18 protein-coding genes are annotated in these 17,691 nt (G+C 59.8%); 14 read left to right on the forward strand and 4 right to left on the reverse strand.

Translation table 11 applies throughout. From position 1 onward, the window contains the following. Positions 1 to 25: 25 nt before the first annotated feature. The 3 genes from metG to JWS10_RS14775 form a co-directional block, all read right to left on the reverse strand. A complete protein-coding gene (metG, locus tag JWS10_RS14765; protein WP_299508639.1) occupies positions 26 to 1,744 on the reverse strand; it encodes a methionine--tRNA ligase in 1,719 nt (572 codons plus the stop codon). 81 nt (positions 1,745 to 1,825) lie between these two features. After that, entirely contained in the window at positions 1,826 to 2,365 is a 540-nt protein-coding gene (locus JWS10_RS14770; protein WP_299508641.1) for a cytochrome b, read from the reverse strand. Continuing rightward, positions 2,366 to 2,956 (reverse strand): YceI family protein, encoded by a 591-nt coding sequence (locus JWS10_RS14775; RefSeq protein WP_299508643.1) that lies wholly within the window; start codon positions 2,954 to 2,956, stop codon positions 2,366 to 2,368. It abuts the gene before it with no gap. A gap of 169 nt (positions 2,957 to 3,125) precedes the next feature. On the opposite strand from JWS10_RS14775, the gene JWS10_RS14780 reads away from it, so the two are divergent. Genes JWS10_RS14780 through JWS10_RS14790 form a run of 3 tightly spaced genes read left to right on the forward strand, consistent with a single transcriptional unit; the run spans position 3,126 to position 5,180 of the window. Then, positions 3,126 to 4,169, forward strand: coding sequence for an aldo/keto reductase (locus tag JWS10_RS14780; protein WP_299508645.1), 1,044 nt, complete (start codon positions 3,126 to 3,128; stop codon positions 4,167 to 4,169). Between the two features lie 19 nt (positions 4,170 to 4,188). After that, entirely contained in the window at positions 4,189 to 4,701 is a 513-nt protein-coding gene (locus JWS10_RS14785; protein WP_299508647.1) for a hypothetical protein, read from the forward strand. Further along, positions 4,689 to 5,180, forward strand: coding sequence for a lipocalin family protein (locus tag JWS10_RS14790; protein WP_299508649.1), 492 nt, complete (start codon positions 4,689 to 4,691; stop codon positions 5,178 to 5,180). The genes JWS10_RS14785 and JWS10_RS14790 overlap by 13 nt, the downstream gene beginning before the upstream one ends. Positions 5,181 to 5,189: 9 nt before the next feature. Here JWS10_RS14790 and JWS10_RS14795 read toward each other — a convergent pair whose 3' ends face one another. After that, positions 5,190 to 6,047: a helix-turn-helix transcriptional regulator gene (locus tag JWS10_RS14795; RefSeq protein WP_299508651.1), complete on the reverse strand. Its 858-nt coding sequence runs from the start codon at positions 6,045 to 6,047 to the stop codon at positions 5,190 to 5,192. A gap of 106 nt (positions 6,048 to 6,153) precedes the next feature. On the opposite strand from JWS10_RS14795, the gene JWS10_RS14800 reads away from it, so the two are divergent. The 11 genes from JWS10_RS14800 to ftsZ all read left to right on the forward strand — a co-directional run bounded on the left by JWS10_RS14800 (position 6,154) and on the right by ftsZ (position 17,496). Continuing rightward, complete coding sequence (locus tag JWS10_RS14800; RefSeq protein WP_299508653.1) at positions 6,154 to 7,083, forward strand: fatty acid desaturase; 930 nt, start codon at positions 6,154 to 6,156, stop codon at positions 7,081 to 7,083. A gap of 197 nt (positions 7,084 to 7,280) precedes the next feature. Beyond that, positions 7,281 to 8,444 carry a putative peptidoglycan glycosyltransferase FtsW gene (locus JWS10_RS14805; RefSeq protein WP_299508655.1) on the forward strand — a complete coding sequence of 388 codons (1,164 nt, stop codon included), beginning with the start codon at positions 7,281 to 7,283 and terminating at the stop codon, positions 8,442 to 8,444. Continuing rightward, positions 8,444 to 9,523 carry an undecaprenyldiphospho-muramoylpentapeptide beta-N-acetylglucosaminyltransferase gene (murG, locus tag JWS10_RS14810; RefSeq protein ID WP_299508656.1) on the forward strand — a complete coding sequence of 360 codons (1,080 nt, stop codon included), beginning with the start codon at positions 8,444 to 8,446 and terminating at the stop codon, positions 9,521 to 9,523. The genes JWS10_RS14805 and murG overlap by 1 nt, the downstream gene beginning before the upstream one ends. Positions 9,524 to 9,578: 55 nt before the next feature. Then, positions 9,579 to 11,003 carry a UDP-N-acetylmuramate--L-alanine ligase gene (gene murC, locus JWS10_RS14815; RefSeq protein ID WP_299508657.1) on the forward strand — a complete coding sequence of 475 codons (1,425 nt, stop codon included), beginning with the start codon at positions 9,579 to 9,581 and terminating at the stop codon, positions 11,001 to 11,003. Then, positions 11,000 to 11,266 (forward strand): DUF2484 family protein, encoded by a 267-nt coding sequence (locus JWS10_RS14820; RefSeq protein ID WP_299477692.1) that lies wholly within the window; start codon positions 11,000 to 11,002, stop codon positions 11,264 to 11,266. Before murC ends, JWS10_RS14820 begins: the two co-directional genes overlap by 4 nt. Further along, positions 11,263 to 11,508 carry a DUF2484 family protein gene (locus JWS10_RS14825; RefSeq protein WP_299508658.1) on the forward strand — a complete coding sequence of 82 codons (246 nt, stop codon included), beginning with the start codon at positions 11,263 to 11,265 and terminating at the stop codon, positions 11,506 to 11,508. Before JWS10_RS14820 ends, JWS10_RS14825 begins: the two co-directional genes overlap by 4 nt. 31 nt (positions 11,509 to 11,539) lie before the next feature. Then, positions 11,540 to 12,463: a UDP-N-acetylmuramate dehydrogenase gene (gene murB, locus JWS10_RS14830; protein WP_299508659.1), complete on the forward strand. Its 924-nt coding sequence runs from the start codon at positions 11,540 to 11,542 to the stop codon at positions 12,461 to 12,463. 43 nt (positions 12,464 to 12,506) lie between these two features. Next, complete coding sequence (locus JWS10_RS14835; protein ID WP_299508660.1) at positions 12,507 to 13,427, forward strand: D-alanine--D-alanine ligase; 921 nt, start codon at positions 12,507 to 12,509, stop codon at positions 13,425 to 13,427. Beyond that, positions 13,415 to 14,320, forward strand: coding sequence for a cell division protein FtsQ/DivIB (locus tag JWS10_RS14840; RefSeq protein ID WP_299508661.1), 906 nt, complete (start codon positions 13,415 to 13,417; stop codon positions 14,318 to 14,320). Before JWS10_RS14835 ends, JWS10_RS14840 begins: the two co-directional genes overlap by 13 nt. Further along, positions 14,317 to 15,651 carry a cell division protein FtsA gene (gene ftsA / locus JWS10_RS14845; protein WP_299477677.1) on the forward strand — a complete coding sequence of 445 codons (1,335 nt, stop codon included), beginning with the start codon at positions 14,317 to 14,319 and terminating at the stop codon, positions 15,649 to 15,651. The genes JWS10_RS14840 and ftsA overlap by 4 nt, the downstream gene beginning before the upstream one ends. Positions 15,652 to 15,864: 213 nt before the next feature. After that, positions 15,865 to 17,496 (forward strand): cell division protein FtsZ, encoded by a 1,632-nt coding sequence (gene ftsZ, locus JWS10_RS14850; RefSeq protein WP_299477674.1) that lies wholly within the window; start codon positions 15,865 to 15,867, stop codon positions 17,494 to 17,496. Positions 17,497 to 17,691 lie beyond the last annotated feature (195 nt).

The following is a 17,691-nucleotide window of genomic DNA, read 5'->3' on the forward strand; positions in this document are numbered from 1 at the left end:
ATAGCAGAGCGGGCCGCGGGCTGCATCAGGTTCGGATGCCTGCGAAGCGTTGCTGCCAGTCGGCGCGTTCTTCGTCGGTGATCTTGCGGAACAGGTTATCCGGCACGGTAAAGGCGTGGCCAGCGGGCAGTTTGGACATGGCTGCCGCAATATCATCCGGCCATGTCCAATCGTCTGAGCCCATCGCGGCCATCATCGCGGCGGCGGCATCAGGGATGAACGGTGCCGAAAGGATGGCGTAGACGCGGATCAGGTTGAGCGAAAGGCGGATCATTGCCTGCGCGCGTTCGGGGTCGGTTTTAACTACGGTCCAAGGGGCTGCGGCTTGCAGATATTCGTTGCCGATCACCCAGATCGCGCGGAGTTCGGCGGATGCCTTGCGCACCTCCATCGACTCCATGCAGGCGGAATAGTCTTTGATGCGTTGCCCGAGTTCTTCGATCAGGCGCGCCTCTTGTTCGCCGAATTCTCCTGCGGAGGGGACGTGCGCGCTGAATTTCGCGACGCAGAACTTGGTGACGCGGGAGACGAGGTTGCCCAGAACATCGGCGAGGTCTTTGTTCACCGAGACTTGGAAGTTTTCCCATGTGAATTCGGAATCCGCTGACTCCGGGGCGTGGGATAGCAGCCACCAGCGCCAGTAATCCGATGGCAGGATCGACAGAGCCTGATCCATGAACACGCCGCGCCCGCGTGAGGTGCTGAACTGGCCACCGTCGTAGTTCAGGTAATTGAACGATTTTAGGTAATCGACCAGCTTCCACGGCTCACCCGAACCGAGGATCGTCGCGGGGAAGCTAAGCGTATGGAACGGCACGTTGTCTTTGCCCATGAACTGATAATAGGTGACGTCTGCCGCGCCCATATCGGTGCGCCACCAGCGTTGCCACGCGGCATCCGGCAAGCCTTGGGCATCGGCCCATTCAGCGGTGCAGGCGATGTATTCGATCGGGGCGTCGAACCAGACGTAGAACACTTTGCCCTCCATCCCCGGCCAGATTTGATCGCCCTTTTTCACCGGGATACCCCAGTGCAAATCACGGGTGATGCCACGATCTTGCAAGCCGTCGCCGTCGTTCAGCCATTTCTTCGCAATCGAAGTGGTCAGGATCGGCCAGTCTTTTTTGCTGTCGATCCAAGCCTCTAGCTTATCGCGCAAGGACCGCTGCATCAGGTAAAGGTGCTTCGTGCTGCGGACCTCAAGGTTGGTGGAGCCGGAAATCGTTGAATGCGGGTTGATCAGATCGGTGGGGTCGAGTTGCTTGGTGCAGTTGTCGCACTGATCGCCACGGGCCGATCCGTAGCCGCAATTCGGGCAGGTGCCTTCGATATAACGGTCGGGCAGGAAGCGGCCGTCATCGATGGAATAGATCTGTGACTCCTCAACCTCGCGGATCAAGCCGGCCTCGGCGAGTTTTCCGGCGAAATGCTGGGTCAGATGATGGTTGCGCTGCGATGAAGACCGCCCGAAATGATCAAATGACAGCCGGAAGCCGCGTGCGATCTCGGCCTGAACGTCGTGCATTTCGGCGCAATATTCGGCGACAGGCTTGCCTGCTTTGGCGGCTGCAAGCTCGGCTGGCGTGCCGTGCTCATCCGTGGCGCAGATGAACATCACCTCATGGCCGCGCGCGCGGTTGTAGCGCGCGAACAGGTCGGCGGGCAGTTGGCTGCCCACCAGATTGCCCAAGTGCTTGATGCCGTTGATATAAGGAATGGCGGAGGTGATCAGAATCCGTGCCATGCAATGCCCTTTCCCGTCAGTTGCGCCTCGTTTAACGCAAGCCGGGGGTAAGGGCTAGACAGGGTTAAGCCCAGAGGGGGATTATAAGCCCTTTGTGATGCGCCGCAGTGTGCCATCGCCTTTCAAGCCGCGCAAAACCGCCCCCGCGATATGCAAAGCCAGCAGCGCCATCAGCACTTTCGTCAATATGCCGTGGATCGCAAAGCCAGTATTCTCCCACGCCTCGGATACCGGGGCGATGGGCGGCAGAATGATTTGCCCGAAGATCACCACATCGAGCCCGGTCGCGGAACTGGCGATCCAACCCGAAAGCGGGATCGCCAGCATCAGCGCGTAAAGCGCCAGATGCGTGGCGCGGGCGACGCGATTTTGCCAAGCAACTGGCGACCCGAGCGAGGCAGGGGCTGGGCTGATACGATGCCAAATCAACCGCACCAGCGCGAGGCTAAGGGTGATAATGCCAAGCGTTTTGTGCTGCCCATACAGCCAAAGCGTCGATAAACCCGGCTGGATTGAGGTCAACACCGTGCCCAAAACCAGCAGTGTCAGGATCAGCGCCGCCATGCTCCAATGCAGCAGGCGAGAGGTCAGGCCGAACCGGGTTGCGGTGTTGCGCCACATCTATTCACTGCGCGCGATGCGGGCCAAAATATCCAAGCGCACCTGATCGCCGACCATATCCGACCAGCCGACCGCGCCAAAATCCGACCGGTTCAGCGCCCCGGTCAGCCGGATCGTCAGATGGCTAAGATCGCCCGCTTCGTGTCCCTTCTGCCGCCAGATCATCGCCTGCATCACCATCGGCTTGGTGACGCCGCGAATGGTGACGCGGCCGCTGACTTCCGCCCCTTCACCCTTTGATTTCACGGACGTGCTTTCAAAGCTGATCTGCGGAAAGTCTCTTGAATCCAGTACCTTCGGCCCCTTCATCGCTTGGGCTGCAAACGGAAAAGACGCATCGGCATGGGCTACATCCAGCGTTACCGCAACTCGGCTGGCACTGACATTCTGAAAATCCAACGTCAGATCGGCGCGGCTGATCGGCATTTGCCCGGTGATCTTATCGCTGCCAAAATCAGTCTCAAACCCGACCACCGAACTGGCGGGTTGCAGGGTATAATTCGCCGGACTGGCCAGTGCACAATTTGCCAGTGCAAGGCTGGCAAGTGCAACGCTGGCGTTTAACACCAAGACCAATAGCGGGATACGCATGAGAACCTCCCAGTTTCTGCCAGATTAGCACCGAAGCAGGTGCCTTTGCAGCAAATTGCGCGCGATAGGACTTCAGTCTGATCGCGTTCACAGCGTCGTAGGGGGCTATCGCAGGGGCTTTCCTTGTGCGTGGCCTCCGCTTAGGTTGATGGCAAAACAGGAGCGCATAATGCAGCAGGTGAAGTTGGGCCAGACCGGGCTTTCGGTCTCAGAGATTTGCTTGGGCTCGATGACCTGGGGCAGCCAGAATTCCGAAGCCGACGGCCATGCGCAGATGGACATGGCGCTTGGGCGCGGCGTGAACTTCTGGGATACCGCCGAGATGTATCCGGTCAATCCGGTGCGTGCCGAAACTGTCGGGCGCACCGAAGAAATCATCGGCACATGGCTTGCGGCGCGGGGCGGGCGTGACGGTTTAGTGCTGGCAACCAAGGTCACGGGTGAGGGTCAGGACGCCGTGCGTGGCGGTGCGCCGCTGACAGGCGCTGTAATGCGCACAGCGGTCGAGGATTCACTTCGGCGGCTGCAAACCGACTACATTGACCTCTATCAACTGCACTGGCCCAATCGCGCCTCCTATCACTTCCGCGATATATGGCACTTCGATCCGCGCGGCGGTAGCAAGGCGAGCATCGAAGCGCATATGATTGATATCCTTGAAGTATCGGATAAACTGATCGCCGAAGGCAAGATTTGTAATATTGCACTTTCCATTGAATCGGTTTGGGGGGCGGGGCGTTGGTTGGCGCTGGCGGAGAAGCATGGACTGCCGAGGATGGCAACGGTACAGAACGAATATTCCCTGCTGTGCCGCCAGTTTGACAGCGATTGGGCAGAGCTTTCGGCGCTGGAAGATATGCCGCTGCTGGCGTTTTCTCCGCTGGCGACTGGATTGCTCACGGGCAAGTATGCGGGAGATGTGATCCCCGATGGATCGCGACGGGTGTTCAATCCGACGCTGTCGGGGCGCGTGACGCCGCAAGTTTTCCCAGCGGTTGCGGCTTATCTGGGCATTGCTGCACGGCACGGGCTTAACCCGGCGCAGATGGCGATTGCGTTCTGCAGGGCGCGGCCGTTCCCTTGCATACCGATCATTGGTGCCACCGATCTAACCCAACTTGAGATCGCGCTCGGAGCTGTCGATGTGGCGCTGGAGCCCGAGGTTTTGGCCGAAATCGATGCCGCTCATCGCGCGCATCCGATGCCGTATTAGTTCCGTGCGGTCATGGATTTTGGCGCTGCTTTTGGCGGGCTGCACGTTGGGCGCTGGCAAGCTCGCAAGCCCTGCCGATAGTGCAAATCCGATCACTGGTGATGCGATTGCGGTGACATCGCTGGACGCGCCAGCGGGTAAGCTTGCCGGCGGTGGTCTGAAGCCCGCTGTTGTTGTGGGAGACCCGGCGAAAGCTGATGCGGTGAAGGCTGATGTGGTTACGGCTGGTCCGAGCAAAGCAGAACCCGCGATAGCCGTTGAGGCGCCGATGACGGAAGCGCCCTTGGCGGTGCTTTCGCCCGAGGAATTGGCCTGCGCCAAGAAGGGTGGGCAATGGACGGTCGCCGGCAAGGCCAGAGGCATGTCTTGCGTTAGCATGATGCGTGATGCCGGGAAATCCTGCCGCAGGCAAAGCGATTGCGAGGGAAGTTGTCTCGCGAGGTCAAACACTTGCGCGCCGATAGCGCCGCTGTTTGGGTGTAATGAAATTTTGCAGGATAATGGCGCGATGGTGACCTTATGTATCGACTGATTTTAGTGCTGCTGCTGAGCGCCTGCGCCGCTGCTCCGACCCAAGTGGCCGTTGGGCGGTATCGCGCGCCGGATGCGCCGATGTATTCCAACGCCGTAATGGATCACAACCGTCTGGTCGGGCAATGGAGCCAAGTGGCGGCGTTTGGCGGCGAGGCGTGCAAGCCGGGGTCTGCCGAGATTTCGAAGTCGGGGGCGGGATTGCAGATCCTCTACCGCTTATGCGAATCCGGCGTGGAGATGGCCGGGGCCGGGCCAATGCCCGCCGAGAATGTCGGGCGTTTTAACGTGCCGGGGCAGCCCGGGCCGTGGTGGGTGTTGTGGGCAGATGCCGATTATCGCACGCTGGTGATTGGCAGTCCGAATGGGCGACTGGGGTTTATCCTGAACCGGGGGCCGTTTCCGCCGGATCGGCTGAAGGCGGCACGGGATATTCTCGAATGGAACGGCTACGATACGCGGCGGTTGGTGGTTTATTAGCGCCCCTGTCTAGACCATCGCGCGCTGCAAACGGGCCAGATGATCGCGCACTCCACGCGCACCAAATGGGGCGGCGCGCACCAAACCGTCGAAGTGCTGCAAAATCGCCTGCACACGCGCGGGGTCGCGGAAAACGATGTATTGTTGGCCGAGATAAACTGCCGCCAGATGCGGGCCGAACACCGTGACCGGGCTGGAATACACCTGATGCGCGTCGAACAAGTACAGCCGCAACGACGGGTAAAGCGTGTCACACACCGTGATCATATGATCCATCTGATCTTGACGCGCAGACAATGTAAGGCCGGACCAATAGCCCAACCCACTGGCAAAGTTAGATATTTCATGCAGAGGCATGGCAATCTCATAATCTGACTGCGTGGTTTTCATCCAGTCCAGCTGATCTTGGAATGCCGATATCGCTTGGTCTGAAGACCGCCCGAGATAATCGGCATACTCCCAAGCCACCACTTCGGGCGTCTTCAGCATATCGGGCAAGCTCGCGGGAACATGGCGGATCTTGTAGCCCGCCGCCGCGTGGTGCCAGCCGATCAGCTGTTGGTCAAACAACGCGCGCGGCGCTTCGATCAGCGTGACCGAGGCTGCAAGCAACTCGGCCACCGGCTCGGGGCGCTCTGCGAGGCCCAGCAACCAATCGCATGAGACGCCTAAAGCCGTGGCGCAATCGGCGGCAAGTTGCGCGTTCGGCAGTCTTGTGCCGGGCGAAAGCAATGCGGAGACGGTGGAGCGATCAACCCCGGTTGCGCGAGCAAGCGCGGCTTGGCTGGTGGCCCGCAACGTCATCGCTTGAGCCAATCTCTCACGGAACAGCGGTGCACGGTCACGCTTGTCGATAAAACCCTGCATTTGTTTTTTAATGTCCCCAATGGTGACGTTATGGTGCATATCCTCGGAGTTCCGCGATGGTTTGGCAAGTGCTACGCTATAATCATCGGTTTTTAAGAGGAAAATTATGCGGCACGCCCGTGGTTTCGAATGGCCGACGCTTCTGATCTTGCTGGCAACCTATGCTGCGTGGGGTTTTGGCAGTTGGCTTTGGGGCAGCACGGCTATTTTATCAATATTGCTGACAGGGATCGCCATCGCGCAATTTTCGTCATTGCAGCATGAGGTGCTGCACGGCCATCCTTTCCGGGCACAATGGTTGAATGAGGCGCTGGTGTTTCCCGCCCTCTCGCCGTTCGTGCCGTATTTGCGCTTCAAAGATTTGCATTTGCAGCATCACTTTGATCCGTCTCTGACCGATCCTTACGATGATCCTGAATCAAACTTCATGGAACCTGCGGCTTGGGTGAAAACGCCCTGGATAATGCAGCGATTGTTGCGTTGGAATAACACGCTGGCGGGGCGGGTTTTGCTTGGGCCGGCGCTAGGTACCTGGATTTTCCTGCGCGATGAATTGGTGCAGTTGCGGGCCGGCAATGGTCGGGTGATTGTGGCGTGGGGCCTGCATTTTCTGGGGCTGGTGCCGCTGCTGCTGTGGCTGCAATGGGTGGGGATGCCGATCTGGGTCTATTTGCTCGCAGTGTATCTTGGCACCGGATTGTTGAAAATTCGCACCTATCTAGAGCATCGCGCCCATCACGCTTTTCGCGCTCGCACGGTGGTGATCGAAGATCGTGGACCTCTCAGCTATCTGTTTTTGAATAACAATTTTCACGTTGTGCATCACATGCACCCTGCCGTGCCGTGGTATGAGCTGCCTGCACTTTATGCCAGCCGGCGGGCGCATTATCTACGTCGCAACGAGTCATACGTCTATCGCAACTACGCCGAAGTGTTCCGGCGCTATTTGCTGACCGCCAAAGACCCGGTGCCGCATCCGGTTTGGCCGGTGCAGAGCGTTGACACAGGTCACAGCGACAAAGGTTTTCAGCCCTAGCGTCGAACAGGCGTCAATCTGAGCCGTGCTGCAGCACCTCCGCGGCCAGAATCGCCCAAGAAGGGATTCGCAATCGGGCATTTCTGCTGGCCTTTGTGATTCGTTTTGGCTAGGCTGACATTCAGATCGGGATAACCCGGCAATATCGGGGAAACCCGTTATCGGCAGAGCAGACGGCAAACACAGGCGGATTTTCCATGACTGAGATGGTCTATGGCTCGATGCCCAGCAGGGTATCGGAACCGGTGATTCCCCGCTGGTGGCGGACGATTGATAAGTGGACGCTGACGGCGGTGTTGGTGCTGTTCGCAATTGGCTTGCTGCTGGGGCTTGCGGCCTCGGTGCCGCTGGCCGAGCGGAACGGGTTGGACCCTTACTATTATGTCACGCGCCAGGCGTTTTTCGGCGGCATGGCCTTGGCTGCGATTTTCGGCGTGTCGATGTTGTCACCCGCGATGGTGCGGCGTCTGGGCGTGCTCGGCTTTGCGATTTCGTTTTTTGCGCTGATGATGCTGCCGATGTTTGGCACTGACTTTGGCAAGGGGGCGGTGCGCTGGTTCAGCTTTGGTTTTGCCTCGGTGCAGCCGTCGGAGTTTCTGAAGCCCGGTTTTATGATCGTGATCGCCTGGCTGACGGCCTCTGGCCAAGACATCAACGGCCCACCGGGTAAGTTTCTATCCTTCGCGCTGACCGTCACGGTGGTGCTGTTTCTGGCGTTCCAGCCGGATTTTGGCCAAGCCATGTTGGTGCTGTTTGGCTGGGGCGTGATCTATTTCGTCTCGGGCGCGCCGATGATCTTGATCGTGACCATGATGGCGCTGACTGGTGCCGGCGGCTTTGCGGCTTACCACGGCTCGGAGCACTTTGCGCGGCGGATTGATGGCTTTTTGACCTCTGACGTCGATCCGCGCAGCCAGATGGGCTATGCGACCAGCGCCATTCAAGAGGGCGGTTTCTTTGGCGTCGGCGTGGGTGAGGGTCAGGTCAAATGGACATTGCCCGACGCGCATACCGACTTCATTATCGCGGTGGCTGCCGAGGAATACGGTCTGGTTCTGGTGCTGATTATCATCGCGCTTTACGCGGTGGTGGTGGTGCGCAGTCTGGTGCGGCTGACGCGAGAGCGTGATCCGTTCACCCGTTTGGCGGGCACCGGTTTGGCGTGTATCTTTGGCGTGCAAGCGATGATCAATATGGGGGTGGCGGTGCGCTTGCTGCCCGCCAAGGGGATGACTTTGCCGTTCGTGTCTTATGGCGGCTCGTCAGTGATTGCGGCGGGGATTACCGTGGGGATGCTGCTTGCGATGACGCGCACGCGTCCGCAGGGGCAAATGTCTGATATCTTCAAGCGGGGGCGCTGATGCCGCTGCTTTTGATCGCAGCGGGCGGCACGGGCGGGCATATGTTTCCCGCTCAAGCCTTGGCCGAGGCGATGATTGCAAAGGGCTGGCGGGTTAAATTATCCACCGATGCGCGTGGGGCGCGTTACGCCGGGGGCTTTCCGCAAGCTGTTGAAGTTGTGCAGCTTTCGTCGGCGACCTTCGCGCGTGGCGGGCTGGGGGCGAAGCTGGCGGTGCCGTTTCGAATTGCGGGCGGAGTATTGTCGGCGGTGATGTCGTCCTTGCGCGACAAGCCCGATGTTGTGGTGGGCTTTGGCGGTTATCCCTCCATTCCTGCGCTGGTGGCGGCTTGGGTTTTGCGCCGTCCTCGGATGATCCACGAACAAAACGGCGTGTTGGGGCGGGTAAATACGGTGTTCGCGCGCCGGGTTGATAAGGTGGCTTGCGGCACTTGGCCGACGGCTTTGCCCAGCGGCGTTGAGGGTATCCATACCGGAAACCCGGTGCGGGCGTCGGTGTTGGAGCGGGCAAGTTCGGGCTATATCGCGCCGGGCGATTATCCGATGGAGCTGTTGGTGATCGGTGGAAGCCAAGGCGCACGGATCTTGTCGCAAGTGGTGCCAGCGGCGCTCGCGGCTTTGCCGGAAGCTTTGCGGGGCCATCTGCGGGTCGCACATCAGGCGCGGGCCGAAGATTTGGCGGCGGTGGTGCAAGCTTACGCCGACGCGGGCGTGCAAGCCGAGGTGGAGCCGTTCTTCACCGACATTCCGCGCAGGCTGTCAGAGGCTCAACTGGTGATCTCGCGCGCCGGGGCGTCGTCGGTTGCGGATATCTCGGTGATCGGGCGGCCTTCGATCCTGATCCCGTTTGCGGCTGCCACGGGTGATCATCAAACCGCCAACGCGCGCGGGCTTGTTGATGCGGGGGCTGCGGTGCTGATTGCCGAGGATCGGCTTGACGCCGCCTTCCTTTGCACGCAGATCGTGGCAATTCTGGGCAATCCGCCAGCGGCGGCAGATATGGCGCGCAAAGCGCAAAAGCAGGGCAGGCCGGACGCTACCGAGCGGCTGGTGGCTTTGGTTGAGGGGCTGGCAGGTTAAGCCCGCTCGGGTTAAGGCCGGGGTAAATTAAACGCCGGGCAGGCAGGAGATTGCGATGAACGCGACAAAACTTCCGTTGGAACTGGGGCCGATCCATTTTGTGGGTATCGGCGGCATTGGCATGTCTGGCATCGCGGAAGTGCTGATGACGCAAGGCTTTAGGGTGCAGGGCTCGGATGCGAAGGCATCGAAAATCACCGATCGGCTGGTAAGTTTGGGCGCTACGTTCTTTGAGGGCCAAGCGGCGAGCAATATCGGCGAAGCGGCGGTCGTGGTGATTTCTTCCGCGATCAAAAAGGGCAATCCTGAGTTAGAGGAAGCCCGTCTGCGTGGCCTTCCGGTGGTGCGGCGGGCGGAAATGCTCGCGGAACTGATGCGGTTGCGTTCTAACATCGCCATCGCTGGCACGCATGGCAAAACCACCACCACGACGATGGTCGCGACTTTGCTGGATAAGGGCGGCTTTGATCCGACCGTGATTAACGGCGGCGTGATCCATGCTTATGGCTCTAACGCGCGGGCGGGTGAGGGTGAGTGGATGGTGGTTGAGGCGGACGAATCCGATGGCTCGTTCAACCGTTTGCCTGCGACAATCGCTATCGTCACCAACATCGACCCTGAGCATATGGAGCATTGGGGCACCTTCGACGCGCTGCGCAAAGGTTTCTACGATTTCGTCAGCAATATCCCATTCTACGGGCTGGCGGTGTGCTGCACCGATCACCCCGAAGTGCAGGCACTGGTGGGCCGCATCACCGACCGTCGTGTGGTGACGTTTGGCTTTAACGCTCAAGCCGATGTGCGGGCGATCAACCTGACTTACGAGGCGGGCGTGGCGCATTTTGACGTGGCGTTGCAGGGCGAAGGCCCGGACGAAAACGGTCAGGCCGTGGTGATTGAAGGCTGCGTGCTGCCAATGCCGGGAGATCACAACGTATCGAACGCTCTGTCAGCCATCGCCGTGGCGCGGCATCTCGGCATGAAGAAAGACGAAATCCGTGAGGCTTTGGCGGGTTTTGCAGGCGTCAATCGCCGCTTCACCAAGGTTGCCGAAGTTGGCGGCGTTACCATCATCGACGATTACGGCCACCACCCGGTTGAAATCGCCGCTGTGCTGAAAGCTGCGCGTCAGGCCACCAAAGGCCGGGTTATCGCCGTGCATCAGCCGCACCGCTATTCGCGTCTGCACAATCTGTTTGAGGACTTCTGCACCTGTTTCAACGAGGCCGATGTGGTCGGCATCGCTGACGTTTACGCCGCTGGCGAAGACCCTATCCCCGGCGCATCCCGCGATGATCTGGTCGCTGGTTTGATCGCGCACGGCCACCGCCATGCCCGCGCTGTGATGGATGAGGCTGATCTGACACGGCTTTTCCGCGAGCAAGCCCGCCCCGGTGATCTGTTTGTCTGCCTTGGCGCAGGCTCTATCTCGGCTTGGGCCAACGGCTTGCCCGCGCGCCTGTTGGAGAAAGCCGCATGAGCCTGCCGCTGATCCTGGGCTGTCTTTGGGTGATTGCCGCCACCATTACCGCGATGCTGCCGATGCGGCATCAGATGGTGCCGGGAATGACTCTGCTGGTGCTCGCCCCGGTGCTTTTGCTGTGGATCGGCATGACGCATGGCTGGCTGTGGGTCGCGATTGGATTGTTTGCTTTCGTGTCGATGTTCCGCCGTCCGCTGATGTATTTCGCCCGTCGTGGGCTTGGATTGCCAGTCGAATTGCCGCCGGACCTGCGCAAATGATCTCGCTGGTCGCAGGGCTGATCTGGCTTGTCGCGGCCAATCTGATCGGCATGTTGCCCAGCAAAGATTACCACTGGCGCAACGCCTACCGCCTGATCGTCGTCGGCGTGCCGCTGCTGATCTGGCTGATGTATGAGAACGGCCCGTGGTGGGGTCTGGCGTTTATAATCGCGGCCGGATCAGTGCTGCGCTGGCCGCTGCTTTATCTTTGGCGGTGGGTGAGAGCGCGGGTTGGGGCTTGAGGCTTGCCGCAAAACATCTGAAAAGATCGCCATGACACAAAATCTTCCCGCCGTGCGCGGCACTCTGACAGCACATCGCCCCCTCGCAGATCTGACTTGGCTCCGCGTCGGCGGCCCCGCCGATTGGCTGTTTCAGCCTGCGGATGAGGCGGATCTGTGTGATTTCCTCGCCGCGCTCGACCCCGCCATCCCGGTGTTTCCGATGGGCGTTGGCAGCAATTTGATCGTGCGCGATGGTGGTCTACGTGGGGTCGTGATCCGATTGGGGCGGGGGTTCAATACGATCACTTGCGACGGCACAGTGACGGCGGGCGCTGCGTCTTTGGATGCGCATGTGGCGCGCAAGGCTGCCGAGGCGGGGCTCGATCTGACTTTCCTGCGCACCATTCCGGGCAGCATTGGCGGTGCTGTCCGCATGAACGCGGGCTGCTATGGGTCTTATGTCGCCGATCATTTGATCTCGGCGCGCTGTGTTGCCCGTAGCGGCGAAATTGTAGAACTCCCCGCCGCTGATCTGCATCTCGCCTATCGTCAAAGCCAGTTGCCCGAGGGCTGCGTTATCGTCTCCGCCACCTTCCGCGCCGATCCCGGTGATCCTGCTACACTCGAAGCCCGGATGACCGACCAAATCGCCAAACGCGATGCCAGCCAGCCGACGAAAGACCGCTCGGCGGGCTCTACCTTCCGCAATCCGATTGGCCATTCGAGCACTGGCCGCGCCGACGACAGCCAAGAGCTGAAGGCGTGGAAAGTCATCGACGATGCGGGGATGCGCGGCTTTACGCTTGGCGGTGCCCAAATGTCGCCGATGCATTCGAATTTCCTGATCAATACAGGGGGTGCGAGCGCCGCCGACCTAGAAGATTTAGGTGAGGAAGTGCGAAAAAGAGTTTTCCAACAGAGCGGTATCACGCTAGAGTGGGAAATTATGCGGGTCGGTCAACGAAACGCTTAAATAACAATATCATGGACCAACAAAGGTCTGGATGAGGCAGTAGATGGCGGGCGGCTTAACAAAAGCGGCTTCCAAAGTGGCGGTATTGATGGGTGGGCCTTCCGCAGAACGGGAAGTCTCATTGGTCTCGGGTCGTGAATGCGCGGCCGCGTTGCGGGAAGCAGGATATCAGGTGGTCGAGGTCGATTGTGGCCGCGATCTGCCAGCACGTTTGGCCGAAAGTAAGCCCGATGTTTGCTTCAACGCCCTGCATGGTCGCTGGGGTGAGGATGGCTGCGTTCAGGGCCTGCTGGAATGGCTGAAAATCCCCTATACCCACTCCGGCGTGCTGGCCTCGGCTTTGGCGATGGACAAGGCCCGCGCGAAAGAGGTTTTTGTGGCTGCTGGTCTGCCGATTGTGCAATCGGTTTTGGCGGCGCGCGATGATGTCAGCAAAGGCCATATTCTGCCGCCTCCCTATGTGGTGAAGCCGAATAATGAAGGCTCGTCAGTCGGGGTTTATATCGTCCGCGAAGGCAGCAACGCACCGCGTTTGGCCGAGAGCATGCCCGAAGTCGTGATGGTGGAAAGCTATGCGCCGGGGCGCGAATTGACCACTGCCGTGATGGGCGACCGGGCATTGTGCGTCACCGATATTCTCACCGATGGCTGGTATGACTTTGATGCGAAGTACAAAACTGGCGGCTCGCGGCATGTGATCCCGGCTGAATTGCCCGAGGAAATCACCGCCGCTTGCATGGATTACGCCTTGCGCGCGCATCAGGCTTTGGGGTGTCGCGGTGTCAGTCGCACGGATTTCCGCTGGGATGAAGCGCGCGGGCTTGATGGTCTGATCCTGCTGGAAACCAACACTCAGCCGGGAATGACGCCAACCTCTTTGGCCCCCGAGCAAGCTGGACAACTCGGCATCTCGTTTCCCGCGTTCTGCGCTTGGATGGTGGAGGACGCTTCATGCAATCGCTAGGCCGCAACCGTCCGCTTCCCGCCAATGGCGTGCGCCGTGATCCGGCACCAACGCGCTGGCAATATCGGATGCAGCGGCTGTGGCTGACGCCGGTTTTCCGGGTGGTTTTCCGGCTGGGTCTGCCGCTGACCGTGGTGGCGCTGATCGCGACGGGGGTGCTTTATAACGACGCCCGCCGCGCTGCGATTGTGCAAAGCTTTGCCGATCTGCGCACCAAGTTTGAACAACGGCCAGAGTTTCGGGTCTCGCTTTTGTCGGTGGAGGGTGCCTCGCGTGATTTGACCGACGCGGTGCGTGCCAAGCTCGCGTTAAAACTGCCGCAGTCGTCGTTTGATCTGGATATGGACGCACTTCGCGCCCGCGCCGAAGCTTTAGATGCGGTGGCGAAAGCCGAGTTGCGCGTGCGTTCGGGCGGCGTCTTGCAAGTGGTGCTGACCGAGCGCGTGCCGGTTGCGGTGTGGCGTGGTGCTGCGGGTTTGCAACTGCTTGACGCCACCGGACACCGGGTTGCGGGGCTTTCCGCCCGTGCTGACCGTGCCGATCTGCCGCTGGTGGCCGGCGACGGGGTAGAGGCTGCGATGCCGGAAGCCTTGGCGATATTTGATGCGGTGCAACCGATCAGCCCCCGGGTGCGCGGGTTGATCCGGGTTGGTGAACGCCGCTGGGATCTGATTTTAGATCGCGATCAGCGCGTGCTGTTGCCTTCGGTTAATCCGGTGGCTGCGGTGCAACGGATGCTGGCGCTGAACGCTGCCGACAAATTGCTGGAACGTGACATTCTTTCTATAGACCTAAGAAATCAAGACCGCCCGGCGATCCGGCTGGCTCCGTTCGCGATGAACGAAGTCCGCCGCGCGCAAGGGCTGGCACCGACGACGGAGAGCGGATTATGACAGACCTTTACCAATCCCAACGGGCAATGCGCAACATGCGGCGGGCAGCAATGCAGCGCGGTGTGGTGGCGATTTTGGATGTGGGGACTTCAAAAATTGCCTGCCTCGTGCTGCGGTTTGATGGGTTTGAACCGGACCGCGACGCCGATGGGGTAGGGCCGATGGCTGGGCAATCCAGCTTCCGCGTAATCGGGGCTGCGACGACACGTTCGCGCGGTGTGCGGTTTGGCGAAATCGCGGTGATGAATGAAACCGAGCGCGCTATTCGCACAGCGGTGCAAGCGGCGCAGAAAATGGCGAATGTGCGGGTCGATCACGTCATCGCCTGCTTCTCGGGCGCAGAGCCGCGCAGCTATGGCCTTGCTGGCGAATGGGAATTGCAGGACTCGGTCGTGACCGAGCAAGACGTTGCCCGCGTGTTGGCGGCTTGTGATGTGCCAGATTTCGGTGACGGACGTGAGGTGTTGCACGCCCAGCCGGTTAACTTCGCTTTGGACCATCGCAGCGGTCTTGGCGATCCGCGCGGCCAGATCGGCAACCGTTTGGCCTGCGATCTGCACATGCTGTCGGTCGATGCGTCGGTGGTGCAAAACCTGCTTTACTGCATCAAACGCTGCGATCTTGAACTCGCTGGCATCGCCTCGTCGGCCTATGTCTCGGGTATTTCCTCGCTGGTCGAAGATGAGCAGGAACTTGGTGCGGCCTGCATTGATATGGGCGGCGGTGCGACGGGCATCTCAATCTTTATGAAGAAACACATGATCTACGCGGATTCCGTGCGGATGGGTGGCGATCATGTGACCTCGGATATCTCAAAGGGCTTGCAAGTGCCGCTGGTGGTTGCCGAGCGCATCAAGACCAAACACGGCGGCGTTCATGCGACGGGCATGGACGACCGTGAGATGATCGAAATGGGCGGCGACTCGGGCGACTGGGAGAAAGACCGTCGCCAAATCAGCCGCACCGAGTTGATCGGCATCATGCGACCACGGGTTGAGGAAATCCTCGAAGAAGTCCGCTCGCGTCTGGATGTGGCGGGTTTTGACAGCCTGCCAAGCCAGCAGATCGTGCTGACCGGCGGCGCGAGCCAAATCCCCGGTCTGGATGGGTTGGCCAGTCGCATTCTTGGCCAGCGTGTCCGCATGGGTCGGCCTTTGCGGGTGCAGGGCTTGCCGCAAGCTGCCACGGGTGCCGCATTTTCCAGCGCCGTCGGGCTTTGCCTGTTCGCCGCCCACCCACAAGATGAGTGGTGGGATTTCGACATTCCGACCGAACGTTACCCTGCAAGATCGCTGAAACGGGCCTTCAGGTGGTTCAAGGACAACTGGTGATCCGCTAAATCGGGTGCTTCAGGCGAAATACCGCTAATATAGACCTAACTGGCCCCATATTTTGTGGGGCCAGTGTGTTTTTTACGTGACCTTCTGGCGATCTGTGGATAGAATCGGGACTAATTCGGCGAACTCTGCTTTGGGACAGGCAGCGAACAGACCGACACGACAAACCGGCGGCGGCAGCCCGCGTATAAGAACAGGCGGATAAAAATGGCATTGAATCTGATCATGGCCTCGGCACGCGATGAGTTGAAGCCGCGTATCACAGTGTTTGGCGTCGGTGGCGCGGGCGGCAATGCCGTCAACAACATGATTGAGAAAAACCTTGAAGGGGTCGAGTTTGTTGTCGCCAACACCGACGCTCAGGCGCTTCAACAATCAAACGCTCCGGTAAAGATTCAGATGGGTCTGAAGGTCACCGAAGGTCTGGGTGCTGGTGCGCGTCCGACGGTTGGCGCTGCGGCTGCCGAAGAAACCATCGAGGAAATCGTCGATCACCTTGCAGGCGCGCATATGTGCTTCATCACGGCGGGCATGGGCGGCGGCACGGGCACTGGGGCGGCCCCGATCATCGCGCAAGCCGCGCGTGAACTGGGTGTTCTGACCGTCGGCGTTGTGACTAAGCCCTTTCAGTTTGAGGGCAACAAGCGGATGAAGCAGGCCGAAGACGGCATTGCGGCGCTGCAAAAAGTTGTCGATACGCTGATCATCATTCCAAACCAGAACCTGTTCCGCTTGGCGAATGAACGCACCACTTTCACCGACGCTTTCGCGATGGCGGATGATGTGCTGTATCAGGGCGTTAAGGGCGTTACCGACCTAATGGTGCGTCCTGGCCTGATCAACCTCGACTTCGCCGATGTCCGCGCGGTGATGGATGAGATGGGCAAGGCGATGATGGGTACCGGCGAAGCTACCGGCGATAACCGCGCCGTGGAAGCTGCCGAGAAAGCCATTGCCAACCCATTGCTGGATGAGATTTCTTTGCACGGCGCTAAAGGCGTGCTGATCAACATCACTGGCGGCTATGATTTGACGCTGTTTGAACTCGATGAAGCTGCCAATATCATCCGCGAAAAAGTTGATCCCGACGCGAATATCATCGTCGGTTCCACCTTGGATACTTCGATGGAGGGCACTCTGCGGGTTTCTGTGGTGGCAACCGGTATCGACGTTGGCCAAAATCGCGCTGAAATGCCTGCGACTCGCCGCTCGATGGCTGAACCTTTGAAACCTGCAGCTCCGGCACCTGAGCCGCGCGTGATGGTGCAAGCTCCGGTTCAGCAACCGGCTCCAGCGCCAGTGCAGCAGTATCAGGCGCCTGCACAAGATCTGTTTGAGTCGCAACAGCCTAGCTTTCATGATCGTGCCGATGACATGATCGAAGACGGATTGCCTGCTCCGGTTTACCGCCCGGCACATCAGCCAGTGCAGCAGCCACGCGCGCAAGCCCCGGCTCCGCTGTCGCTTGACGCTGATGCGGGCAGCTTTGTAGCGCCACGTCCGCGCGCCGCTGGCACTCCATCGCCCGAAGCGTTGGCACGTCTTCAAGCCGCTGTGTCGAAAGCCCCATCGCAAGGCGGTGCTCCACGTCAGCCAGTGCAGCAGCCGCAGCAGCGTATGGCAGCCCCTGCTCCGGCACCAAAACCAGCCGAGCGCCCACGTTTCGGCATCGGCAGCCTGATCAACCGCATGGCGGGTGGCGGTGCTGAGCAAGCACCGGAGCGCGCCCAAGCTGTCCGGCAGCAGCCGCCCGTCACCGCTTACGATGACGAGCAGGAATTGTCAGCTGACCAAGAGCGGATTGAAATTCCAGCCTTTTTGCGTCGCCAAGCCAACTGAGTCGGCAAGCAATGCGATCGACGTGAACGTAACAGGCCCGGAAATATCCGGGCCTTTTTCGTTTTATATCAATGGTTTACATTGTTAATTTTCTGTCACACTCCGTTACAATCTGTGAGTTGAGATAACGCCCCAGCGGACTTAGGTAATGTTGCGGCCCTAGAGGGGGCCAAAAAATTAACGTCCCGGAGAATT

It is taken from the genome of Cypionkella sp., assembly GCF_028290025.1.
GTDB lineage: Bacteria > Pseudomonadota > Alphaproteobacteria > Rhodobacterales > Rhodobacteraceae > Cypionkella.

What these genes read in the sequence shown, in the direction of transcription:
- metG (WP_299508639.1), bottom strand. Translation starts at nt 1,744, where the DNA reads ATGGCACGGATTCTGATCACCTCCGCCATTCCTTATATCAACGGCATC.
- JWS10_RS14770 (WP_299508641.1), bottom strand. Translation starts at nt 2,365, where the DNA reads ATGTGGCGCAACACCGCAACCCGGTTCGGCCTGACCTCTCGCCTGCTG.
- JWS10_RS14775 (WP_299508643.1), bottom strand. Translation starts at nt 2,956, where the DNA reads ATGCGTATCCCGCTATTGGTCTTGGTGTTAAACGCCAGCGTTGCACTT.
- JWS10_RS14780 (WP_299508645.1), top strand. Translation starts at nt 3,126, where the DNA reads ATGCAGCAGGTGAAGTTGGGCCAGACCGGGCTTTCGGTCTCAGAGATT.
- JWS10_RS14790 (WP_299508649.1), top strand. Translation starts at nt 4,689, where the DNA reads ATGTATCGACTGATTTTAGTGCTGCTGCTGAGCGCCTGCGCCGCTGCT.
- JWS10_RS14795 (WP_299508651.1), bottom strand. Translation starts at nt 6,047, where the DNA reads ATGCAGGGTTTTATCGACAAGCGTGACCGTGCACCGCTGTTCCGTGAG.
- JWS10_RS14800 (WP_299508653.1), top strand. Translation starts at nt 6,154, where the DNA reads ATGCGGCACGCCCGTGGTTTCGAATGGCCGACGCTTCTGATCTTGCTG.
- JWS10_RS14805 (WP_299508655.1), top strand. Translation starts at nt 7,281, where the DNA reads ATGACTGAGATGGTCTATGGCTCGATGCCCAGCAGGGTATCGGAACCG.
- murG (WP_299508656.1), top strand. Translation starts at nt 8,444, where the DNA reads ATGCCGCTGCTTTTGATCGCAGCGGGCGGCACGGGCGGGCATATGTTT.
- murC (WP_299508657.1), top strand. Translation starts at nt 9,579, where the DNA reads ATGAACGCGACAAAACTTCCGTTGGAACTGGGGCCGATCCATTTTGTG.
- JWS10_RS14820 (WP_299477692.1), top strand. Translation starts at nt 11,000, where the DNA reads ATGAGCCTGCCGCTGATCCTGGGCTGTCTTTGGGTGATTGCCGCCACC.
- JWS10_RS14825 (WP_299508658.1), top strand. Translation starts at nt 11,263, where the DNA reads ATGATCTCGCTGGTCGCAGGGCTGATCTGGCTTGTCGCGGCCAATCTG.
- murB (WP_299508659.1), top strand. Translation starts at nt 11,540, where the DNA reads ATGACACAAAATCTTCCCGCCGTGCGCGGCACTCTGACAGCACATCGC.
- JWS10_RS14835 (WP_299508660.1), top strand. Translation starts at nt 12,507, where the DNA reads ATGGCGGGCGGCTTAACAAAAGCGGCTTCCAAAGTGGCGGTATTGATG.
- JWS10_RS14840 (WP_299508661.1), top strand. Translation starts at nt 13,415, where the DNA reads ATGCAATCGCTAGGCCGCAACCGTCCGCTTCCCGCCAATGGCGTGCGC.
- ftsA (WP_299477677.1), top strand. Translation starts at nt 14,317, where the DNA reads ATGACAGACCTTTACCAATCCCAACGGGCAATGCGCAACATGCGGCGG.
- ftsZ (WP_299477674.1), top strand. Translation starts at nt 15,865, where the DNA reads ATGGCATTGAATCTGATCATGGCCTCGGCACGCGATGAGTTGAAGCCG.